Origin of the sequence: Mycobacterium sp., assembly GCF_049608025.1 — a bacterium.
In the GTDB taxonomy this organism is placed as follows: domain Bacteria; phylum Actinomycetota; class Actinomycetes; order Mycobacteriales; family Mycobacteriaceae; genus Mycobacterium.
In genome coordinates, this window is record NZ_JBMYXC010000003.1 from 1 (window position 1) to 18,476 (window position 18,476).

12 protein-coding genes are annotated in these 18,476 nt (G+C 65.4%); 10 read left to right on the forward strand and 2 right to left on the reverse strand.

Going from position 1 to position 18,476, the window contains the following annotated elements; translation table 11 throughout:
• The 5 genes from ACPGXI_RS01655 to ACPGXI_RS01675 form a co-directional block, all read left to right on the forward strand.
• Window positions 1–1,745, forward strand: a 1,745-nt coding sequence (locus ACPGXI_RS01655; RefSeq protein ID WP_526649163.1) for a hypothetical protein, incomplete at its 5' end; no start/stop codon positions are given.
• Between the two features lie 262 nt (window positions 1,746–2,007).
• Window positions 2,008–5,520, forward strand: a complete 3,513-nt coding sequence (gene rpoB / locus ACPGXI_RS01660; RefSeq protein ID WP_526649164.1) for a DNA-directed RNA polymerase subunit beta — start codon at window positions 2,008–2,010, stop codon at window positions 5,518–5,520.
• Between the two features lie 59 nt (window positions 5,521–5,579).
• A complete protein-coding gene (locus ACPGXI_RS01665) occupies window positions 5,580–9,533 on the forward strand; it encodes a DNA-directed RNA polymerase subunit beta' (RefSeq protein ID WP_526649165.1) in 3,954 nt (1,317 codons plus the stop codon).
• A 212-nt stretch (window positions 9,534–9,745) separates the two neighbouring features.
• Window positions 9,746–10,498, forward strand: coding sequence for a deoxyribonuclease IV (locus tag ACPGXI_RS01670; RefSeq protein WP_526649166.1), 753 nt, complete (start codon window positions 9,746–9,748; stop codon window positions 10,496–10,498).
• A gap of 137 nt (window positions 10,499–10,635) precedes the next feature.
• On the forward strand, window positions 10,636–11,730 hold the full coding sequence (locus tag ACPGXI_RS01675; protein ID WP_526649167.1) for a phosphatase PAP2 family protein: 1,095 nt from the start codon (window positions 10,636–10,638) through the stop codon (window positions 11,728–11,730).
• A gap of 13 nt (window positions 11,731–11,743) precedes the next feature.
• Here ACPGXI_RS01675 and purU read toward each other — a convergent pair whose 3' ends face one another.
• Window positions 11,744–12,664, reverse strand: a complete 921-nt coding sequence (purU, locus tag ACPGXI_RS01680) for a formyltetrahydrofolate deformylase (RefSeq protein ID WP_526649168.1) — start codon at window positions 12,662–12,664, stop codon at window positions 11,744–11,746.
• 87 nt (window positions 12,665–12,751) lie between these two features.
• On the opposite strand from purU, the gene ACPGXI_RS01685 reads away from it, so the two are divergent.
• From ACPGXI_RS01685 to ACPGXI_RS01700, 4 genes are all read left to right on the forward strand, one after another.
• Window positions 12,752–14,380, forward strand: a complete 1,629-nt coding sequence (locus ACPGXI_RS01685) for an acyl-CoA dehydrogenase family protein (RefSeq protein WP_526649169.1) — start codon at window positions 12,752–12,754, stop codon at window positions 14,378–14,380.
• 112 nt (window positions 14,381–14,492) lie between these two features.
• Complete coding sequence (locus ACPGXI_RS01690) at window positions 14,493–15,434, forward strand: enoyl-CoA hydratase/isomerase family protein (RefSeq protein ID WP_526649170.1); 942 nt, start codon at window positions 14,493–14,495, stop codon at window positions 15,432–15,434.
• Window positions 15,435–15,472: 38 nt separating this feature from the next.
• Window positions 15,473–16,186 (forward strand): PaaX family transcriptional regulator C-terminal domain-containing protein, encoded by a 714-nt coding sequence (locus tag ACPGXI_RS01695; protein WP_526649171.1) that lies wholly within the window; start codon window positions 15,473–15,475, stop codon window positions 16,184–16,186.
• Window positions 16,183–16,998 carry a crotonase/enoyl-CoA hydratase family protein gene (locus tag ACPGXI_RS01700; RefSeq protein WP_526649172.1) on the forward strand — a complete coding sequence of 272 codons (816 nt, stop codon included), beginning with the start codon at window positions 16,183–16,185 and terminating at the stop codon, window positions 16,996–16,998. Before ACPGXI_RS01695 ends, ACPGXI_RS01700 begins: the two co-directional genes overlap by 4 nt.
• Before the next feature lie 13 nt (window positions 16,999–17,011).
• Here ACPGXI_RS01700 and ACPGXI_RS01705 read toward each other — a convergent pair whose 3' ends face one another.
• Complete coding sequence (locus ACPGXI_RS01705; RefSeq protein WP_526649173.1) at window positions 17,012–17,428, reverse strand: DUF3060 domain-containing protein; 417 nt, start codon at window positions 17,426–17,428, stop codon at window positions 17,012–17,014.
• A gap of 303 nt (window positions 17,429–17,731) precedes the next feature.
• Between ACPGXI_RS01705 and ACPGXI_RS01710 the strand changes: the two genes are divergently transcribed.
• Window positions 17,732–18,307, forward strand: coding sequence for a TetR/AcrR family transcriptional regulator (locus ACPGXI_RS01710; RefSeq protein WP_526649174.1), 576 nt, complete (start codon window positions 17,732–17,734; stop codon window positions 18,305–18,307).
• Window positions 18,308–18,476: the final 169 nt, after the last annotated feature.

An 18,476-nucleotide genomic window follows, 5' to 3' on the forward strand; every position in this document is an offset into this window, starting at 1 on the left:
CCGATGCGGACGTCACCGATGCGGACGTCACCGATGCGGACGTCACCGATGCGGACGTCACCGATGCGGAGGCCGCCCCCGCCCCCGACGCCCCTGCCCTCGCCGCCGCTGCCGAGTTCGCCGCCGAAGAGCACTCGGAGGTCACCGCAGCTGTCATCGCTCCGGATGCCGGCTCCCAAGAAACGGGCGCCCAACAAACCGCCAGCCAAGATCCCCCCACCGATCACGCGGCGATCCAGCCGTCAGCACTCGCCACCCCGGTCATTGAATCGTTGGACCCGACATCGTTGGACATGACAATGCCGCTGACCGTTGGCGGCCCGGCGGACGCCGAGCCTGCTACCAGGCCCGAGCGGGCGCCAGGACAGTTGGCAGTCCCGGTAGGCGTGACCAGGGCCACCGAGCCCGAGGTGGTGACCACGCCGACGCCGGTAATCGAACACGTTGGGGTGCTGTCCGCGGCGGACGCCCCCTCGGCCGACGCGACCGCTCCCAGGCAGACCTTGCTCAGCATCGTCGGGGCCATCGTCTTCAACTTGTATTCGTTCGCTATCAGGGTGGTCGGCGGCCCGCCCCTGCTGCCGTGGGGCAGCGCCGTCACGGTGCACAGCTCGAAGCTGGAGATCGACTGTGGCGATGGATACGAGGTGCCCGCAGATTGGTACGTCCCGGAGGGTCCGACACCGACGCAGCTGATCTACCTACAGCACGGTTTCCTGGCCGCGGGGCCGTTCTACAGCTACACGGCGTCCCGGTTGGCCGAGACCACCCAGAGCATCGTCGTCACGACATCCCTGACATCGAACTTCCTCGCGTGTGACGGATGCTGGGTCGGCGGTTCGCCGATGCACAGGGCAGTGGCGGACTTGTTCGTCGCCGACAACACCGCCCTAGCCGCCAGCGCGGGCGCGGCAGGCTTGGGCCCATCTCTGCTGGGCGGCGTGGAAAAGGTCGTGCTCTCCGGTCACTCGGCGGGTGGCGGATTGGCGACAGGTGCCGCGGGATACATGACGGAGAACGGCGCAATCGACCGGCTGGCCGGCGTGGTAATGCTGGACGGGGTGGGCTTCGGTCCAGTGGTGCCGGAGGCGCTGGCCAAGCTGCCCGATGAGTTACCGGTCTACAACCTTGCCGGTAAAGCCTACTTCTGGAACCTGAACGGGAGCGCCGGCGCCGCTCTCGAGACGGAATGGCCCGGCAGGTTCAACGGCGTGCGACTCGTCGGGGGATTGCACTCCGACACGATGCTGGGTGGAAATCCGCTGATTCAGGCCGGTCTCAACCTCGTCACCGGGTGGTCGAAGGTCGAGAACGTCAAGGCCGCCGAGATCCTCAGCGCGGCCTGGATCAACGACATGTTCGCCGGGAGCCCGACGTCGCCCTACTATGGCGCGCCGGGATCGACGCTCGTGATCGAGACGCCGCGGGGCGCCGCAGAGGCGTATGTGACGCCGGGTCCGCCCGAGCGGCTGACCGTCATCGACGTGGTTTTCGAGTTCTTTGTGGACATCATCTTCGGGCTCGACTTCGCTAGGTGCGCGGTGCCGTCCGATGGCCCGTTTGCGCTGCCGGCGGGGCAGCCGACAGGTATCGTGATGGAATTGACCAAGCTAAACACGGCTCTATCTCTTGACGGACGCGCGAAACCGGGCCACTCTATTGGCCAGCACGTTTACGATGGATTTTCGTGGATTGAGGACGCCAGCCAGCGCCCCGTTCGCCTCGAGCGTGCCGAGCGTTGCTGATTTGAGGAATATGCCGTCCTGCGTTACTGTTGGACGTTGCGCTGGCTGCATCCTGCCCACACGTCCTCTCTAAGCCGCACACCACACGTGGACTACGCCTGAGCCCTGTTTCGTGCTCAGTGAACTAGTCGCGTGCCGTGCGGCAGAGTCGCGGGGCCTGATCGGCCAGCCGAACCGACGTAGATATCGCGGCAATACGGTCCGGTCACCGACTTGGTTTCCGGGCACCTGAATGTCGCATTAGGTGCTGGAAGGATGCATCTTGGCAGGCTCCCGCCAGATCGAGGCAACAAATTCCGCAGTAGGTTCCACCAGTAACTCCGTTCCCGGAGCTCCCAATCGAATTTCGTTCGCCAAGCTTCGCGAGCCCCTCGAGGTTCCGGGGCTTCTCGACGTGCAAACGGATTCATTCGAGTGGTTGATCGGGTCTGAGCGTTGGCGTGCCAACGTCAGTGACCGTGGTGAGGGCAATCCCGTCGGCGGCCTCGAAGAGGTGCTCACCGAACTGTCGCCGATCGAGGACTTCTCCGGCTCCATGTCGCTGTCGTTCTCTGATCCGCGCTTCGACGAGGTCAAGGCACCGGTCGACGAGTGCAAAGACAAGGACATGACGTACGCGGCTCCGCTGTTCGTCACCGCCGAGTTCATCAACAACAACACCGGTGAGATCAAGAGCCAGACGGTCTTCATGGGTGACTTCCCGATGATGACCGAAAAAGGCACCTTCATCATCAACGGCACCGAGCGCGTCGTCGTGTCGCAGCTCGTCCGTTCGCCCGGTGTGTACTTCGACGAATCCATCGACAAGTCCACCGAGAAGACGCTGCACAGCGTCAAGGTCATCCCTGGCCGCGGAGCGTGGCTGGAGTTCGACGTCGACAAGCGCGACACCGTCGGCGTGCGTATCGACCGCAAGCGCCGTCAGCCGGTCACGGTGTTACTCAAGGCGCTGGGCTGGACCAGCGAGCAGATCGTGGAGCGCTTCGGCTTCTCCGAGATCATGATGGGCACGTTGGAGAAGGACAACACCGCAGGCTGCGACGAGGCGCTGCTGGACATTTACCGCAAGCTGCGCCCGGGCGAGCCGCCGACCAAGGAGTCCGCGCAGACCCTGCTGGAGAACCTGTTCTTCAAGGAGAAGCGCTACGACCTGGCCCGGGTGGGCCGCTACAAGGTCAACAAGAAGCTGGGGCTCAACGTCGGGCAGCCGATCACCAGTTCGACGCTGACCGAAGAGGACGTCGTCGCCACCATCGAGTACCTGGTGCGGCTGCAGCAGGGCGATAACGTCATGACCGCGCCCGGCGGCAGCGAGGTCCCGGTGGAGACCGACGACATCGACCACTTCGGGAACCGTCGTCTGCGTACGGTCGGCGAGCTGATCCAGAATCAGATCCGCGTCGGCCTGTCCCGGATGGAGCGCGTCGTCCGGGAGCGGATGACCACCCAGGACGTCGAGGCGATCACGCCGCAGACCCTGATCAACATCCGTCCCGTCGTGGCGGCGATCAAGGAGTTCTTCGGTACCAGCCAGCTGTCGCAGTTCATGGACCAGAACAATCCGTTGTCGGGCTTGACCCACAAGCGCCGGCTGTCGGCGCTGGGTCCCGGCGGTCTGTCCCGTGAGCGCGCCGGCCTCGAGGTCCGAGACGTGCACTCCAGCCACTACGGCCGCATGTGCCCGATCGAGACTCCCGAGGGTCCGAACATCGGCCTGATCGGATCGCTGTCGGTCTACGCGCGGGTGAACCCGTTCGGCTTCATCGAGACGCCGTATCGGAAAGTCGTCGACGGTGTTGTTTCCGATGACATTCACTACCTGACGGCCGACGAGGAGGACCGCCACGTCGTGGCGCAGGCCAACTCGTCGATCGACCCGGACGGCAGGTTTGTCGAGGACCGCATCCTGGTTCGCCGTAAGGGCGGCGAGGTCGAGAACGTGTCCAGCTCCGAGGTCGACTACATGGATGTTTCGCCGCGCCAGATGGTGTCGGTGGCGACCGCCATGATTCCGTTCCTCGAGCACGACGACGCCAACCGTGCCCTGATGGGCGCCAACATGCAGCGCCAGGCAGTTCCGCTGGTACGCAGCGAGGCGCCGCTGGTCGGTACCGGCATGGAACTGCGCGCGGCGATCGATGCCGGCGATGTCGTCGTCGCCGAGAAGTCCGGCGTCATCGAGGAGGTCTCGGCCGACTACGTCACCGTGATGGCCGACGACGGCACCCGCAGCACCTACCGGATGCGCAAGTTCGCCCGCTCCAACCACGGCACCTGCGCCAACCAGCGTCCCATCGTGGACGCCGGGCAGCGCGTGGAGTCGGGTCAGGTGATCGCCGACGGGCCCTGCACCGAGAACGGTGAGATGGCGCTGGGCAAGAACCTGCTCGTGGCGATCATGCCGTGGGAGGGGCACAACTACGAGGACGCGATCATCCTCTCCAACCGTCTGGTCGAAGAGGATGTGCTCACCTCGATTCACATCGAAGAGCACGAAATCGACGCCCGCGACACCAAGCTGGGCGCCGAGGAGATCACCCGGGACATCCCCAACATCTCCGATGAGGTGCTCGCTGATCTCGACGAGCGCGGCATCGTCCGCATCGGCGCCGAGGTCCGTGACGGCGACGTCCTGGTCGGCAAGGTCACGCCCAAGGGTGAGACGGAGTTGACCCCCGAGGAGCGCCTGCTCCGTGCCATCTTCGGCGAGAAGGCCCGAGAGGTCCGCGACACCTCGCTGAAGGTGCCCCACGGTGAATCCGGCAAGGTCATCGGCATCCGAGTGTTCTCTCGCGAGGATGACGACGAATTGCCCGCCGGTGTCAACGAACTGGTCCGCGTCTACGTGGCCCAGAAGCGCAAGATCTCCGACGGCGACAAGCTCGCCGGACGCCACGGCAACAAGGGCGTCATCGGCAAGATCCTGGCGGCTGAGGATATGCCGTTCCTTCCGGACGGCACCCCGGTCGACATCATCCTGAACACCCACGGTGTGCCGCGACGGATGAACATCGGCCAGATCCTCGAGACGCACCTGGGGTGGGTCGCCAAGGCGGGCTGGAACATCCAAGGGGCTGACGGAGCCGCTGAAGTCCCTGAGTGGGCCGCCAACCTGCCCGAGCAGTTGCTGTCGGCGCCTGCTGACAGCATCGTCTCCACCCCGGTGTTCGACGGGGCCCGCGAGGGTGAGTTGGAGGGCCTGCTGGCCTCGACGCTGCCCAACCGCGACGGCGATGTGTTGGTCAACGCCGAGGGCAAGTCGCAGCTGTTCGATGGCCGCAGTGGTGAACCGTTCCCGTACCCGGCGACGGTCGGCTACATGTACATCCTGAAGTTGCACCACTTGGTGGACGACAAGATCCACGCCCGTTCGACCGGTCCGTACTCGATGATCACCCAGCAGCCGCTGGGTGGTAAGGCGCAGTTCGGCGGTCAGCGATTCGGTGAGATGGAGTGCTGGGCCATGCAGGCCTATGGCGCCGCCTACACGCTGCAGGAGTTGTTGACCATCAAGTCCGATGACACCGTCGGCCGGGTCAAGGTGTACGAGGCGATCGTCAAGGGCGAGAACATTCCCGAACCCGGTATTCCTGAGTCGTTCAAGGTCCTTCTCAAGGAACTGCAGTCGTTGTGCCTCAACGTCGAGGTGCTGTCTTCTGACGGCGCCGCGATCGAGATGCGTGACGGTGATGACGAGGACCTGGAACGCGCCGCCGCGAACCTGGGAATCAACCTGTCCCGCAACGAATCCGCTTCAGTCGAAGATCTTGCGTGATCTCTTTCGTTCGCTTGATCTAGTTCCGCAACTAAACCCGCAAGGGGAAAGGAAGTTACGTGCTCGACGTCAACTTCTTCGATGAACTCCGTATCGGTCTGGCTACCGCCGATGACATCCGCAACTGGTCCTTCGGCGAGGTCAAGAAGCCCGAAACGATCAACTACCGCACGCTGAAGCCTGAGAAGGACGGCCTGTTCTGCGAGAAGATCTTCGGACCGACTCGCGACTGGGAGTGCTACTGCGGCAAGTACAAGCGTGTCCGCTTCAAGGGCATCATCTGTGAGCGCTGCGGCGTCGAGGTGACCCGCGCCAAGGTGCGTCGTGAACGGATGGGGCACATCGAACTCGCGGCTCCGGTCACCCACATCTGGTACTTCAAGGGCGTTCCGTCGCGCTTGGGCTACCTGCTGGATCTGGCACCCAAGGATCTCGAGAAGATCATCTATTTCGCCGCCTACGTGATCACCACGGTCGACGACGAGATGCGGCACAACGAGCTGTCCACGCTGGAAGCCGAAATGGCCGTCGAGCGCAAAGCGGTCGAGGATCAGCGGGACGCCGATCTGGAGGCTCGGGCCCAGAAGCTCGAGGCCGACATGAAGGAGCTCGAGGAGGAGGGTGCCAAGTCCGACGTGCGCCGCAAGGTGCGTGACGGCGGGGAGCGCGAGATGCGCCAGCTCCGTGATCGGACCCAGCGCGAGCTGGACCGGCTCGAGGAGATCTGGACGACCTTCACCAAGCTGGCCCCCAAGCAGCTCATCGTCGACGAACTGCTCTACCGCGAGCTGCAGGACCGCTACGGCGAGTATTTCGAGGGCGCCATGGGCGCGGAGTCCATCAAGAAGCTCATCGAGAACTTCGACATCGACGCCGAGGCCGAGTTCTTGCGCGACACCATTCGCAATGGCAAGGGGCAGAAGAAGCTTCGTGCCCTCAAGCGGCTCAAAGTGGTCGCAGCGTTCCAGATGAACCGCAATTCGCCGATGGGCATGGTGCTGGACGCGGTGCCGGTGATTCCGCCGGAGCTGCGTCCGATGGTTCAGCTCGACGGTGGACGTTTCGCCACCTCCGACCTCAACGACCTGTACCGCCGGGTGATCAACCGCAACAACCGGTTGAAGAGGCTGATCGATCTGGGCGCGCCCGAAATCATCGTCAACAACGAGAAGCGCATGCTTCAGGAGTCGGTGGACGCGCTGTTCGACAACGGCCGTCGCGGCCGGCCGGTGACCGGTCCGGGCAACCGTCCGCTGAAGTCGCTGTCGGATCTGCTCAAGGGTAAGCAGGGTCGATTCCGGCAGAACCTGCTCGGCAAGCGTGTCGACTACTCGGGCCGCTCGGTTATCGTCGTTGGCCCGCAGCTCAAGCTTCATCAGTGCGGTCTGCCCAAGCTGATGGCACTGGAGCTGTTCAAGCCGTTCGTGATGAAGCGGCTGGTCGATCTCAACCACGCGCAAAACATCAAGAGCGCCAAGCGCATGGTGGAGCGCCAGCGCGCGCAGGTGTGGGACGTCCTCGAAGAGGTCATCTCCGAGCATCCGGTGCTGCTGAACCGTGCACCGACGCTGCACCGCCTCGGTATTCAGGCCTTCGAGCCGCAGTTGGTCGAGGGTAAGGCCATTCAGCTGCACCCGCTGGTCTGTGAGGCGTTCAACGCCGACTTCGACGGCGACCAGATGGCAGTCCACCTGCCGCTGTCGGCCGAGGCGCAGGCCGAGGCCCGCATCCTGATGCTGTCCAGCAATAACATCCTGTCGCCCGCGTCGGGCCGTCCGTTGGCTATGCCGCGTCTCGACATGGTGACCGGTCTGTACTTCCTGACCACCGAGATCGATGGCGATACCGGCGAATACGTGCCTGCAGCCAAGGATCAGCCGGAGTCGGGCGTGTACAGCTCTTCCGCAGAAGCCATCATGGCGTTGGATCGCGGTGCGCTGTCGGTGCGGGCCAAGATCCGGGTGCGGCTGACTGATCAGCGTCCATCCGCTGAGGTCGAGGCCGAGCTGTTCCCGGAGGGCTGGAAGCCGGGCGATGCGTGGATCGCGCACACCACTTTGGGCCGGGTGCTGTTCAACGAGTTGCTGCCGAAGGGCTATCCGTTCGTCAACGAGCAGCAACACAAAAAGGTGCAGGCCCGCATCATCAATGATCTGGCCGAGCGCTACCCGATGATCGTGGTCGCGCAGACCGTCGACAAGCTCAAGGACGCTGGGTTCCACTGGGCCACGCGGTCCGGCGTGACCGTGTCGATGGCAGACGTGCTGGTCCCGCCGCAGAAGCAGGAGATCCTCGACCGCTACGAGGCGGAAGCCGACGGCATCGAGAAGAAGTACCAGCGTGGCGCTCTGAACAAGACGGAGCGGAACGAGGCACTGGTCAAGATCTGGCAGGACGCCACCGAAGATGTCGGTAAGGCTCTGGAGGAGTACTACCCCGAGGACAACCCGATCATCACGATCGTGAAGTCCGGCGCGACGGGCAACCTGACCCAGACTCGGACCTTGGCAGGCATGAAGGGCCTGGTGACCAATCCGAAGGGTGAGTTCATCCCGCGCCCCATCAGGTCTTCGTTCCGTGAGGGCCTGACCGTGCTGGAGTACTTCATCAACACCCACGGCGCCCGCAAGGGCCTGGCGGACACTGCGCTGCGTACCGCTGACTCCGGCTACCTGACCCGACGTCTGGTCGACGTGAGCCAGGACGTGATCGTTCGCGAGACCGACTGCGAGACCGAGCGCGGCATCAACGTCACCTTGGCTGAAGTGCAAGCCGAGGGACCGCTGGTTCGCGATCAGCACATCGAGACCTCTGCCTATGCGCGGACGCTGGCCACCGACGCGGTGGATAGCAAGGGCAACGTCGTCGTCGAACGCGGCCACGACCTGGGCGACCCGGCGATCGACGCGCTGTTGGCAGCAGGCATCACCGAGGTGAAGGTCCGTTCCGTGCTGACGTGCGCGACCGGCACCGGCGTGTGTGCGAAGTGCTACGGCCGCTCGATGGCGACCGGCAAACTGGTCGACATCGGCGAGGCGGTGGGCATCGTCGCGGCGCAGTCTATCGGTGAGCCCGGTACGCAGCTGACCATGCGCACCTTCCACCAGGGTGGCGTCACCGGCGGGCAGGACATCGTCGGTGGTCTGCCTCGCGTGCAGGAACTGTTCGAGGCTCGCGTTCCGCGCAACCGCGCGCCGATCGCCGATGTCTCCGGACGGATCCGCCTGGAGGAGAGTGAAAAGTTCTACAAGATCACCATCGTTCCCGACGACGGGGGCGAAGAGGTCGTGTACGACAAGCTCACTCGTCGCCAGCGGTTGAAGGCGTTCAAGCACGACGACGGTTCCGAGCGTCTGCTGACCGATGGCGACCATGTCGAGGTGGGCCAGCAGTTGATGGAAGGCTCGGCCGACCCGCACGAGGTGCTGCGCGTTCAGGGTCCCCGCGAGGTGCAGATCCACCTCGTCAAGGAGGTCCAGGAGGTCTACCGCGCCCAGGGTGTGTCGATCCACGACAAGCACATCGAGGTGATCGTTCGGCAGATGCTGCGGCGCGTCACGATCATCGATTCGGGCGCGACGGAGTTCCTGCCCGGCTCGCTGACCGAGCGCGGCGAGTTCGAGGCCGAGAACCGTCGGGTCGTCACCGAGGGCGCAGAGCCCGCGGCGGGACGCCCGGTCCTGATGGGTATCACCAAGGCGAGCCTCGCCACCGATTCGTGGCTGTCGGCGGCGTCGTTCCAGGAGACCACTCGCGTGCTGACCGACGCGGCGATCAACTGCCGCAGCGACAGGCTGAACGGTCTGAAGGAGAACGTGATCATCGGCAAGCTGATCCCGGCCGGTACCGGCATCGGCCGCTACCGCAACATCCAGGTGCAGCCGACGGAAGAGGCACGGGCAGCTGCTTACACGATCCCGTCCTACGAGGATCAGTACTACAGCCCGGACTTCGGCCAGGCGACCGGCGTCGCCGTGCCGTTGGACGACTACGGCTACAGCGACTACCGGTAACTGCAGTCCACGGAAATGCCCCCGCCGAGCGCGGGGGCATCTTCGTGCGCGGGTGAGCCGCCGAGTGTGCGCGGGTGAGCCGCCGAGTGTGCGCGGGCGAGCCGCCGAGTGTGCGCGGGTGAGCCGCCGAGCGTGAAGGCACCTTCACGCTGGGGTTCGGGTGTGAAGATGGCCTCACGTTCGGCGGGGGCCGGGCGCCTAGACTCGACGCCGTGCTCATTGGTTCCCATGTTCGTGGTGATGATCCCCTGGCGGCGGCACGGGCTGACGGTGCCGACGTTGTGCAGTTCTTCCTCGGCAACCCCCAGAGTTGGAAGAAGCCGCCGCCGCGCGAGGACGCCGAGGCACTGAGGTCTTCCGCGGTGCCGATCTACGTGCACGCCCCGTATCTGATCAACGTCGCGTCGGCCAACAACCGAGTCCGGATTCCGTCCCGCAAGATCCTGCAGGACACCTGCGACGCGGCGTCGGCGATCAATGCCAACGCGGTGATCGTGCACGGTGGCCACGCTGACGACAACGACCTGGACGCCGGCTTCGAGCGCTGGGTCAAGGCGCTGGCCAGCCTCAAGACCGACATGCCCGTCTACCTCGAGAACACCGCCGGCGGCGACCACGCAATGGCCCGCCACTTCGACACCATCGCCCGGTTGTGGGACCACATCGGAGACATGGGCATCGGGTTCTGCCTGGACACTTGCCACGCCTGGGCAGCCGGTGAGGCGCTGGTCGACGCCGTCGAGCGGATCAAGGCGATCACCGGCCACATCGACCTCGTGCACTGCAACGACTCACGCGACGCCGCAGGCTCGGGTGCCGACCGGCACGCCAACTTCGGGACCGGGCAGATCGATCCGCAGCTGCTGGCGGCCGTGGTCAAGGCCGCCGACGCGCCGGTCATCTGTGAGACCGCGGACCAGGGACGCAAAGCCGACATCGCCTTTCTGCGGGAGCACATTCACTAACACGCCGTTTGGTTACAGTTTGTGCATGAACGGGCATCCGAACGGGCCTTGAACCGCGGGTTGCTTCGAGGTTAATTAGGCTAGCGCCTGGGAATTCCTCTGCCGTCCGCCTCGAAGCCAGCCTCGAAAGGCCCGTTGTGTCCGCACTTGACCAGTCGTCAATTGCGCTGACGCACGTCGAGGACGCCCCGCTGCCGGATCGGCGCGCTGCGTGGCTGAGGATCGCGCGGTGGGCGGCCGTCGCGATCTGGGCGAGCGTGGTGATCTGGCGAACCATCACCGACGGCTTCGCGTTCAACCGCGAACTGCTGCTGCTCTACATCTGCACGGGGTTGGCTGCCGCCAGCATCGGCCAGGGTCGTCGCGTGCTCTATGTGGTCCGGGACTGGTTGCCGTTCGCGCTCATTCTGATCGCCTATGACCTGAGCAGGGGAGCGGCGACGCTCGTCGGGCGGCCCACGTTGTGGCACTGGCAGGCTGACATGGACCGGCTGATTTTCTTCGGCCACATGCCGACGGTGTGGTTACAGGAACAATTGAAGATGCGGCATCCGCCCTGGTGGGAGGTGATTATCAGCAGTGTCTACATGTCGTTCTTCATCCTGCCCTACGTGATCGCCGGCATTCTGTGGTTACGGGACCGCGAGGAGTGGAAGGCGTTTGTCCGGTTGTTCGTCGGCCTGAACCTCGCGGCGCTGATCGTTTATGTGCTGCTGCCAGCCGCCCCACCGTGGGCCGCGGCGCGCTGCACGGCGTCCGACGTGGCGGGGGGGCCATCCGGCCCGCGGTGCATGTTCAGGTCGGCGCGCGGCGTCACCGACGGCAGCGTATTGGGTGCCATGCAGACCAGCCAGGAAGGGGCCAATGGCTGGATCGAACGCATCGTCGGTCGCGGCTGGGGCAATCTGAACCTGCACTCAGCGACTGCGTTGCTCGATCAGGGGCAGGCCAGCGTCAACCTGGTTGCGGCGATCCCGTCGCTGCACGCAGGGATGTCGGCTGCGCTGGCGGCATTCCTGTGGCACCGCGTCAACCGGGCCTGGCGTCCGGTCCTGGTGGCCTATCCGCTGGTCATGGCGTTCACGTTGGTGTACACCGCGGAGCATTACGTGGTCGACCTGCTGCTCGGGTGGGCATTGGCGGCGGTGGTGATCGTCTTCCTCTCCCGGTTCCAGCGCTGGCGACTACGACGGTCCGAGGCCCAGGATATGGAGCCTGCTGCTGCCTCCTGAAGGCGGCAGGCTCTCAGAACACGATGGTCTGGTTGCCGTAACGGACGATCCGGTCCTCGCAGTGCCACAACACCGCGCGCGACAGGACTGCCCTCTCGACGTCAGCCCCCAGACGGGTCAGATCGGTGACGTTGTGCCGGTGGTCGACGCGCACCACGTCCTGTTCGATGATCGGGCCATCATCGAGGGCGTCCGTCACATAATGCGCGGTTGCCCCGACCAGCTTGACGCCACGTTCCTTGGCGCGGCGGTAGGGCGCGGCTCCGATAAAGGCCGGAAGAAATGAGTGGTGGATGTTGATCATCGAGCACCCGACTTCCCCGATGAACCGCGGCGTGAGGATCTGCATGTAGCGAGCGAGCACGACCAGGTCGACGTTCCCGCGCAGGAGGTCGAGTTGGCGCTGCTCGGCGGCGTCGCGGATATCCTTGTTCGCCGGGATATGGATGAACGGCACCCCGAACGGCCGGACGTCGTCGGCGAGGTCGGGATGGTTGGCGATCACCATCACCACCGACATGTCCAACTCGCCGCGGCGATTGCGCCACAGCAGGTCGAGGACGCAGTGGTCCTCCTTGGATGCCAGGATCGCGACCCGTTTGGGTTTGGCCGCTTCGGTGAGGCGAAAGTCCATGTCGAACTCCGAGGCCACCCGTTCGGCGAAGGCGCGTTCGAGGCCGTCGCGTGCCGCTGTCAGGCCTGGCATGTGAAAGATTGTGCGCTGCATGAATACTCCGCCGGACTGCTGAGTGGAGTGTTGGTCCAGGGATACGATGTTGGCGCCTTCGCCCGCCAGGAACCGGCTCACCGCAGCCACGAGTCCGGGTCGGTCTGCGCAGCGCAGCAGCAGCCGTCCGACGTTCTTGGCCGAAGCCCCGCGGCCGGCGGGGAACTCGTCCGCGGACTCGCCGGTGTAAGCGTCCATGGGTTCCATTTCCTGTGCGGTGTCCCGAATGGCACCGGAAGTGTAGCGGTATTACATGTGCTTGTGCGGTCGTTGGAAAAATGTAACAGTGTGTCCATGTCGGACACTCACGTCGTCACCAATCAGGTCCCCCCGCTGGACAACTACAACCCAGCCGCGTCGCCGATGCTGGCCGAGGCGTTGATCCGCGAGGGCGGGGAGTGGGGCGTCGAGGAGGTCATGGAATTGGGCGCGATCGGGGGCAGCCCGCGAGCGCAGAGGTGGGGTGAGCTGGCCGATCGCAACCGGCCGATCCTGCGCACGCACGACCGGTATGGGCACCGCGTCGACGAGGTCGAGTACGACCCGGCCTACCACGAGCTGATGACCGTCGCGGTGGGTCACGGGCTGCATGCCGCACCGTGGGCGGATGACCGCCCGGGGGCCCATGTCGTGCGTGCGGCGAAGACCTCGGTGTGGACGCCTGAACCCGGCCATATGTGCCCGATCTCGATGACCTACGCGGTGGTGCCGGCACTGCGTCACAACCCGGAACTCGCGAAGCAGTACGAGCCCCTGCTGACCAGCCGAAGCTACGACCCTGACCTCGGCGTGCCTGCCGCCAAGGCGGGCATCACCGCGGGGATGTCGATGACCGAGAAGCAGGGCGGCTCCGATGTCCGGGCCGGCACAACGCAGGCCGTTCCGAACAGTGACGGTACCTATCGGCTGACCGGTCACAAGTGGTTCACCTCGGCGCCGATGTGCGACGTCTTCCTGGTGCTCGCGCAGGCGCCCGCCGGCCTGAGCTGTTTCTTTCTGCCGCGGGTGCTACCGGACGGCAGTCGCAATCGGATGTTCCTGCAGCGGCTCAAGGACAAGCTGGGCAATCACGCCAACGCCTCCAGCGAGGTCGAATACGACGACGCCACGGCCTGGTTGGTCGGCGAGGAGGGCCGCGGGGTCCCGACGATCATCGAGATGGTCAACCTCACGCGGCTGGACTGCACACTGGGCAGCGCGACGAGCATGCGCACCGGTTTGATGCGCGCGGTCCATCATGCCCAACATCGCAAAGCGTTCGGCGCCTACCTGATCGATCAGCCCCTGATGCGCAACGTGCTTGCCGACCTCGCCGTCGAGGCCGAGGCCGCGACCATGTTGGCGATGAGGATGGCCGGCGCCACCGACCGGGCGGTCCGCGGCGACGATCGTGAGACCCTGCTGCGCCGGATCGGCTTGGCGGCGGCCAAGTACTGGGTGTGCAAGCGCGCGACCCCGCACGCCGCCGAAGCGATGGAGTGTCTGGGCGGCAATGGCTATGCCGAGGAGTCGGGGATGCCGCGGCTGTACCGGGAGGCCCCGCTGATGGGCATCTGGGAAGGCTCGGGCAACGTCAGTGCGTTGGATACGCTGCGGGCCATCGCCACTCGGCCCGAGTGCATTGAGGTGCTGTTCGACGAGCTCGGCGCGACCGCCGGCCTCGATCCACGGCTGGACGCCCATGTCGGCCGGCTCGGACCCCAACTGGAGGACTTGGACACGGTTGCCTACCGCGCCCGCAAGATCGCCGAAGACATCTCGCTGGCGCTGCAGGGCTCGCTGTTGTTGCGTCACGGGCACCCCGCCGTGACCGAGGCGTTCCTGGCCAGCAGACTCGGTGGGGCCTGGGGCGGTGCCTTCGGCACCTTGCCGACGGGGCTGGATTTGGCGCCGATCATCGAGCGGGCCACGATCAAGGCATGACGACTACCAGGGCCCAGCAGGCGCACACCGTGCAGAAACATGGGCGTATCGGCCTACTGTGCGTTACCCGGCTCACGCATGGGCCCAGTTCACGCAGCCGGAGGGATTGCATATGACCCACTCGGGCAGCCCCGTCGACTTCGACAATCTGCAGACGATGACCTACGAGGTCACCGGCCGGATCGCGCGAATCACCTTCAACCGTCCCGAGAAGGGCAACGCGATCATCGCCGCTACGCCGCTCGAGCTATCGGCTCTGGTGGAGCGCGCTGACCTCGACCCGAATGTGCACGTCATCCTGGTCTCCGGCCGCGGCGCCGGATTCTGTGCGGGCTTCGACCTGTCCGCCTACGCGGAGGGTTCCTCATCGGCCGGCTCGACTGGAAACCCGTACCGGGACACCGTGCTGTCGGGCCGGACCCAGGCGATCAACCACCTGCCTGATCGGCCCTGGGATCCGATGATCGACTACCAGATGATGAGCCGGTTCGTCCGCGGATTCGCCAGCCTGATGCACGCCGACAAACCGACCGTGGTCAAAATTCACGGATACTGCGTCGCCGGCGGCACCGACATCGCGTTGCATGCCGATCAGGTGATCGCCGCCTCCGACGCCAAGATCGGCTACCCGCCCACCAGGGTGTGGGGAGTTCCCGCGGCAGGACTATGGGCGCATCGCCTCGGAGATCAACGAGCGAAACGGCTGCTGCTGACCGGTGACTGCATCACCGGCGCGCAGGCCGCCGAATGGGGGCTGGCGGTGGAGGCACCGGAGCCGCAGGACTTGGATGACCGGGTCGAGCGCCTCCTCGAGCGGATCGCCGCGGTCCCGATCAACCAGCTGATGATGGTCAAGCTGGCGATGAACAGCGCTTTGTACCAGCAGGGCGTGGCGAACAGCGCGATGATCTCGACGGTGTTCGATGGCGTCGCGCGCCACACTCCGGAGGGGCACGCCTTCGTTGCCGAATCCCGCGAGCACGGCTTTCGCGATGCCGTGCGCCGCCGCGACGAACCGTTCGGTGACCACGGTCGAACAGTCTCGGGCGTGTAGGCGTGGCCCGGTCGGATTGGCGGATGGCGGATTCGCGGATGACGGGGCGTTCGGTCGTGTTGAGCGTGCTGCTCGGTGCGCACCCGGCATGGGCGACGGTCGGTGAGCTGCTTTCGCTCACCAGTGATTTCGGCATTCGGGAGTCGACCGTGCGGGTGGCGCTGACGCGCATGGTCGCCTCGGGTGATCTGGTGCGCTCCCAGGATGGCTACCGGCTCTCGGATCGTCTGCTGGCCCGTCAGCGCCGCCAGGATGACGCGATCAACCCGCGTCGGCGGTCATGGGACGGCATATGGACCACGTTGGTGATCACCAGCGTCGGCACTGATCCGCGAACCCGTGCGGCGCTTCGAAATGCCCTGCAGGAAAAGCGCTTCGCCGAGTTGCGTGAAGGCGTGTGGATGCGGCCGGACAACGTCTCCGTCGAGCTTGGTGATGCGGTCTCCGAGCGGGTCCGACTGCTTCGAGCCTACGACGAGGCGCCCGTTGAGCTGGCCGCCCGGCTATGGGATCTATCGGGGTGGGCGAGTGCGGGGCGGGAAATGTTGACTGCACTGGCCGAGAGCCGCGATGTTCCGGGCAGATTCGTCATCGCTGCGGCGATGGTGCGTCACCTGCTGAGCGACCCGGTATTGCCCGACGAACTGCTACCCGAGGACTGGCCGGGCGCCGCGCTACGGACTGCCTACGAAAACTTCGCCGCCGAAATGGTCGCGCGGCGCGATGGTGTGAAACTTGCGGAGGTGCCATGAGCGGATCAGCAACGGCGGGCAGCAGTGCAGCGACCGGGGAAAACGGCGGCGGTGTGCGGGTGGAGCGTGTCGGAGCGGTGACGACGGTGATCATGAACCGGCCCAAGGCCCGCAACGCCGTCGACGGTGCCGCCGCGAGGGAATTGTTCGCCGCGTTCGAGGAGTTCGACCGTGACGATTCGGCATCGGTGGCCGTGCTGTGGGGGGATAACGGAACCTTTTGCGCTGGAGCTGATCTCAAGGCCCTGGGCACACCGCAGGCCAACCCGTTGCACCGGGATGGGCCGGGCCCGATGGGGCCCAGCCGAATGACGTTGTCCAAACCCGTCATCGCCGCGGTCAGCGGGCACGCCGTCGCCGGCGGTTTGGAACTGGCGCTGTGGTGTGATCTGCGCGTGGTCGAGCAGGACGCGATCATGGGAGTGTTCTGTCGCCGCTGGGGTGTCCCGCTGATCGACGGGGGCACGGTGCGGCTGCCACGGCTGATCGGCCACAGCCGCGCCCTGGATCTCATCCTGACCGGCCGGAGCGTCGACGCCGACGAGGCTTTGGCGATGGGACTGGCCACCCGGGTCGTGCCCACCGGCGAATCCCGGGCGCGGGCCGAAGAACTGGCCGCTGAACTCGCGGCGTTGCCGCAGCAGTGTCTACGCGCCGACCGCCGCTCGGTGCTCACGCAGTGGGGACTGTCGGAGACCGACGCGATGGACGTCGAGTTCGCCAGCATGGCGGAGGTGGCTGCGGAATCCTTGGAGGGCGCGGCACGATTCGCCGCGGGAGCGGGCCGCCACGGCGCCAGTGACCCACGCTGAGGTGCCGACTGGCTCAGCCCTTGGTGATGGTGTTGTTGCTGCCGGTGTCGTTGATCTTCGGCTCACCTTCGCGGTAGGTCACCGTGTTGTTCAGCCCGACGACGGAGAGTTCGTTGTCAACCTGCTCGAAGGTGAGCGTGTTGTCGGCGCCGCCGACGTTGACGCTCGCGCACCTGCCCTTGACCGTCAGCGTGTTGTTGGATCCGCCGATGTTGAGTGCCTTGCCGTCCGCGCAGTCGATGTCGGCGGTGGTGCCGAATGAGCCGTAGTTGATGGTGTTGCCGATCTCGACCTGCGCGCCCGACGTTCCGGCCGTCATCGTCGGGTCGGAGGTGTCCTGACCGCTGGAGCCGCACGCGGTCAGTCCGAGGGTTGCCGAGAGCGCGGCAACGCCGACCCAGCCGATCAGTTGCAGAGGGATTGCAGGCATCTTGGTCGCCACCTATCTGGTTGAAGACAATTCTGGTTCAAGACAATGGACCTGGGTGGATCGACAACCCAGCCTACGTTCAGACCGCGCCTGCGGCGCGCGCCTACCGCAAGTCTTCACCCTCGGCGCAGTATGAACGGGGCAGGTGCGGCCGCTGACCGGGCAGGTGCCGCGGCTGAACGGGGCAGGTGCCGCGGGCGAACCGAGAGCGAACGGATCTGGGCATCCGCGAGCGGCTACAGTTTCGCTGATCCGGCTGATCCTGCGAAGGGTTGCCTGACCGATCTGAAGGGGACTGGCGAGATGGCAGCTCGGCCGCCGCGTTCGGCGAGGCTGAGCCGTGAGTCCATCGTCAACGCAGCTCTGACGTTCCTCGACCGCGAAGGTTGGGATGCGCTGACGATCAATGCGCTGGCCAATCAACTGGGCACCAAGGGGCCGTCGCTGTACAACCACGTGCACAGCCTCGATGACCTGCGCCGCACAGTCCGGATGCGGGTTGTCGGCGACATCATCGGCATGCTCAACACAGTCGGGCAGGGCCGACCCCCCGACGACGCGGTCATGGTCATGGCCGGCGCCTATCGGAGCTATGCCCACCATCATCCTGGTCGGTACTCCGCGTTCACCAGGATGCCGTTGGGCGGTGACGACCCCGAATTCACCGAGGCCACCAGGGCCGCGGCGGCGCCGGTGATCTCGGTGCTGGCCGCTTACGGGCTCGACACCGACGCGGCGTTCTTCGCGGCGTTGGAGTTCTGGTCGGCGATGCACGGGTTCGTCCTGCTGGAGATGACCGGGGTGATGGCCGGTATCGACACCGACGCGGTGTTCGCGGATATGGTGATGAGGCTGGCCAGCGGCATTCGAAGTCGGTGAGTGACGCCACGGCTCGCTGCGGATAGCGTTGACCTGCGTGAACGTCGCACCAGGGGGCTTCTCTGCGGGTTTGGAGCGGCGCGGTCTGCCCTGGTATTGTGGACGATCGTGCCTGGCAGATAAGGCGCTTGTGTCTCTTAGGATTCATGAGCATGCCTGCACGCCGGGC